The organism is Rhizobacter sp. (genome assembly GCF_031412495.1).
Lineage (GTDB): Bacteria > Pseudomonadota > Gammaproteobacteria > Burkholderiales > Burkholderiaceae_C > Schlegelella_A.
In genome coordinates, this window is sequence record NZ_JANODC010000078.1 from 1 (window position 1) to 4,223 (window position 4,223).

General features: G+C 70.2%; 5 protein-coding genes. 4 read left to right on the top strand and 1 reads right to left on the bottom strand.

Annotated features, from left to right (window positions below; translation table 11 throughout):
- The coding region (gene hslV / locus AC30N0_RS02815) for an ATP-dependent protease subunit HslV (RefSeq protein WP_489516417.1) at positions 1-511 on the top strand (511 nt) is incomplete at its 5' end.
- A complete protein-coding gene (hslU, locus tag AC30N0_RS02820) occupies positions 508-1,839 on the top strand; it encodes an ATP-dependent protease ATPase subunit HslU (RefSeq protein WP_489516418.1) in 1,332 nt (443 codons plus the stop codon). The genes hslV and hslU, both read left to right, overlap by 4 nt.
- Positions 1,840-1,899: 60 nt before the next feature.
- Here the strand turns inward: hslU and AC30N0_RS02825 are convergent, their stop codons facing one another.
- A complete protein-coding gene (locus tag AC30N0_RS02825) occupies positions 1,900-2,874 on the bottom strand; it encodes a LacI family DNA-binding transcriptional regulator (protein WP_489516421.1) in 975 nt (324 codons plus the stop codon).
- A gap of 159 nt (positions 2,875-3,033) precedes the next feature.
- Here AC30N0_RS02825 and AC30N0_RS02830 point away from each other — a divergent pair, with 159 nt between their 5' ends.
- Both AC30N0_RS02830 and AC30N0_RS02835 read left to right on the top strand, forming a co-directional pair.
- Entirely contained in the window at positions 3,034-3,936 is a 903-nt protein-coding gene (locus AC30N0_RS02830; RefSeq protein WP_489516419.1) for a phytanoyl-CoA dioxygenase family protein, read from the top strand.
- A 20-nt stretch (positions 3,937-3,956) separates the two neighbouring features.
- On the top strand, positions 3,957-4,223 hold a 267-nt coding region (locus AC30N0_RS02835), incomplete at its 3' end, for a hypothetical protein (protein WP_489516420.1).

Below are 4,223 nucleotides of genomic sequence, written 5' to 3' on the forward strand. Positions count from 1 at the left end.
CGTCAGCGTCCGCCGCGGACGGACCGTCGCCCTCGGCGGCGATGGTCAGGTCACGCTCGGAAACATCGTCGTCAAGGCGACCGCGCGCAAGGTGCGCCGCCTGCACCACGACCGGGTCCTGGCCGGCTTCGCCGGCGCCACCGCCGACGCCTTCACCCTGTTCGAGCGCTTCGAGGCCAAGCTCGACAAGCATCAGGGCAACCTCGTCCGCTCGGCCATCGAGCTGACCAAGGACTGGCGCACCGACCGGGTCCTGCGCCGGCTCGAGGCGATGCTCGCCGTCGCCGACCACGAGTCGTCGCTGATCATCACCGGCAACGGCGACGTGCTCGAGCCGGAGTACGGCATCGTCGCGATCGGCTCCGGAGGCTCCTTCGCGAGCGCCGCGGCCCGTGCGCTGCTCGAGCACACCGAGATGGCGCCCAAGGACATCGTCAAGCGCTCGCTCGAGATCGCCGGCGACCTGTGCATCTACACCAACCAGAACCACTCGATCGAGACCCTCGAATGAGCTCGATGACGCCGCAGGAGATCGTCTCCGAGCTCGACCGCCACATCGTCGGCCAGGGCGGGGCCAAGCGCGCCGTGGCCATCGCCCTGCGCAACCGCTGGCGGCGCCAGCAGGTCGACGAGCCGATGCGCAGCGAGATCACGCCGAAGAACATCCTCATGATCGGGCCGACCGGGGTCGGCAAGACGGAGATCGCGCGCCGCCTGGCCCGCCTCGCCGACGCGCCCTTCATCAAGGTCGAGGCGACGAAGTTCACGGAGGTCGGCTACGTCGGCAAGGACGTCGACTCGATCATCCGCGACCTCGTCGACATGGCCGTCAAGCAGGAGCGCGAGACCGCCATGCGCAGGCAACGCGTGCGCGCCGAGGACGCCGCCGAGGACCGCATCCTCGAAACGCTCGTCCCCGGTGCGCGCAGCGAGCTCGGCCTGTCGCCTTCGCCCTCGGCCGAGAGCACGGCCCGCCAGGTCATGCGCAAGCGCCTGCGCGAGGGCTCACTCGCCGACAAGGAGATCGAGATCGAGGTCGCCGAGGCCAGGCCGTCGATGGAGATCATGGGCCCGGCCGGGATGGAGGAGATGACCGAGCAGCTGCGCGGCATGTTCGCCAACCTCGGCGGCGCGAAGAAGAAGTCGCGCAAGATGAAGATCGCCGAGGCGCACAAGCTGCTCGTCGAGGAAGAGGCGGCCAAGCTCGTCAACGACGACGACGTCAAGGCGAGCGCGCTGGCCAACGCCGAGCAGAACGGCATCGTCTTCATCGACGAGATCGACAAGGTCACCTCGCGTTCGGACGCGCAGGGTGCCGACGTGTCGCGCCAGGGCGTGCAGCGCGACCTCCTGCCGCTGGTCGAAGGCACCTCGGTGAACACCAAGTACGGCATGGTGAAGACGGACCACATCCTCTTCATCGCCTCGGGCGCCTTCCACCTGTCGAAGCCGAGCGACCTGATTCCCGAGCTGCAGGGGCGCTTCCCGATCCGCGTCGAGCTCGGGCCCCTGTCGGTCGACGACTTCGAGGCGATCCTGACGCAGACGCACGCCAGCCTGGTCAAGCAGTACACGCTGCTGCTCGCCACCGAGGGCGTGCAGCTCGAGCTCGACGCGGGCGCGATCCGGCGCATCGCGCAGATCGCCTGCGACGTCAACGAGCGCACCGAGAACATCGGCGCGCGTCGCCTGGCGACGGTGATGGAGCGGCTGCTCGACGAGGTGAGCTTCGACGCGCCGAACCGGTCCGGGCAGACCATCACGCTCGATGCGGCCGCGGTCGACGGCAAGCTCGCCGATCTGGCCAGGAACGAGGACCTTTCGCGCTACATCCTGTGAGCGAGAGCGCTGCGCTGCCGGACGGCGGTGCGGCCTCCAGGAGCAGAGCAGTCCGTGCGGCTACGTGCTCGCTCTTTCGATCACGGCGAAGCCGAGGTCGACGACGCGCGTGCGCTCCGGCCCGCCCGTGAGCCGGCCGATCATCAGCTCGCCGGCGCGCTGGCCCATGGCCCGGGCCCGCACCTGCACCGTCGTCAGCGCCGGCTCCATGCTGGCGGCGATGGGCAGGTCGGCGAAGCCCATCAGCGCGACCCGGCCCGGCACGGCGATGCCGCGGCGCTGGCACTCGAACAGCGCTCCGGCGGCCAGCATGTCGTTGGTGCAGAAGACGGCCCGCGGCGGCGCGGCGGCGTCCATGAGCCGGGAGAGCGCGGAGCGCCCGTCGGACACGGATGAAGGCGCAGGCACCTGAGCCAGGGCCACGTCGACCAGGCCCATGGCCCGGGCCTCGGCGCGGAAGCCGGCCAGCCGCGACGCCGATCGGTCGTCGCTCCCGCCGATGAATCCGAGCGGGCGGTGGCCCCTGCCGATCAGGTGGCGCGCCGCGGCCCGACCGGCGTCATGGTTGGAGAAGCCGACCAGCATGTCGATCGGGCGCGGCGTCAGGTCCCAGGTCTCGACCACCGGGATGCCGGCACGCCGCAGCGTGGCGCGAACGCCTCGGGCGTGCTTGACGCCGATGAGCAGCAGCCCGTCGACACCGCGGCCGAGAAAGGCGGCAATCAAGGCGCGCTCCTCGTCCTCGCGATAGCCGCTCTGGCCGAGCAGCAGCTGGTAGCGGTGCGGCGCCAAAGCCTGGGCCAGGCCGTCCACCGTGTCCGAGAAGATCGAGCTGGCGATCGTCGGCACGATCGCGGCGACGATGCGGCTGCGTTTGGAGGCCAGGCTTCCCGCGGTGAGGTTGTGCACGTAGCGCAGGCGCTCAATGGCTGCGCGCACGGCGGCGAGCGTTCCCGCCGCGACCTTCTCCGGCGTGTTCAGCGCCCTCGACACGGTGACCATGGAGACGCCCGCGGCACGCGCCACGTCCTCCATGCGCACGCTGCGGGGGCGCGGCGCGCGTGGACGTGGGCGGGTCGGCATCGGGGACGATGGTATGGGAAACAGCTCTCTTGACAGCGTCGCGCGCAGCGGCAATCATGAAATGGAAGCGCTTCCATTTTTGTCGCGACGCGACCGGCGCTGGAGAAGACCATGGCTGTTCCGGATCCAGCCGCCATCGAGCGGTACCGCCGCGACGGTGTCGTCGTCGTCGAAGGGCTGCTCGATGAAGTGACGCGGCAGCGCATGAAGCAGGCCCTGGCGGCGCTCATCGCGCGCGCCGGTGCCGTGTCCGCGCATGACGACGTCTACGACCTCGAGCCCACGCACTCGGCCGCCGACCCGCGCGTACGCCGGATCAAGAAGCCGCACCTGGTCGACGCCGTGTTCGCCGAATTCATGCGCTCGCCGCGCCTGCTCGAGGTGCTCTCGGCGCTTCTCGGCCCGAGCGGGGTTCGGCTGCACGGCTCCAAGCTCAACCTCAAGGCGCCGGAGTACGGCTCGCCGGTGGAGTGGCACCAGGACTGGGCCTTCTACCCGCACACCAACGACGACCTGCTCGCCGTCGGCGTGCTTCTCGACGACGCCACCGAGGAAAACGGGCCGCTGCTGGTGGTGCCCGGGAGCCATCGCGGCCCGACCTTCGATCACCACGGGCCCGACGGTCACTTCTGCGGCGCGATGGACGTGGTGCGCGACGGCGTCGACGTCGCCGCCGCGGTGCCGCTCATCGCACCGGCAGGCTCGTGCTCGTTCCACCACGTCCGCGCCGTGCACGGCTCCGCCGAGAACCGCTCGAGGCAGTCGCGCAACCTGCTGCTCTACGAGTTCGCCGCGGCCGATGCCTTCCCGCTCCTCGGCGTCGCCGACTGGACCGAGTTCAACGACCGCCTGCTGGTCGGCTCGCCGACCGTGGTGCCCCGCACCGTGGACTGCCCCCTCCGCATGCCGCTGCCGCCGGCGAAGAACCAGGGTTCCATCTACGAGAACCAGACGGCCCTCGATCGCCGCTACTTCGAGCAGCGGGCCGCCGCGCCGCGCCGCCAACAGACCTAGAACGACCCAGGAGACAGAACATGACCTTCGCACGATTCACGCCGCTGCTGGCCGCCTGCATGCTGCTCGCCTCGCCCGCCCAGGCGCAGACCACGCTGACCTTCGGCGGCTCGGATGCGCTCGGCTCCATCCTCGACCGGCAGAATGTGCGCTTCACCGCCTGCGTCAACGATCGCGGCGCGGGCAAGGTCCGCGTCAACTTCATCCAGGGCGAGCAGCTCGGAAGCGACGTGCAGGTCATCGAGCAGATGATGCAGGGCTCGGTGCAGATCTACGGCGACGTGCTC

Coding starts and splice junctions, on each gene's coding strand:
- hslU (WP_489516418.1), top strand. CDS start 508: ATGAGCTCGATGACGCCGCAGGAGATCGTCTCCGAGCTCGACCGCCAC.
- AC30N0_RS02825 (WP_489516421.1), bottom strand. CDS start 2,874: ATGGAGGACGTGGCGCGTGCCGCGGGCGTCTCCATGGTCACCGTGTCG.
- AC30N0_RS02830 (WP_489516419.1), top strand. CDS start 3,034: ATGGCTGTTCCGGATCCAGCCGCCATCGAGCGGTACCGCCGCGACGGT.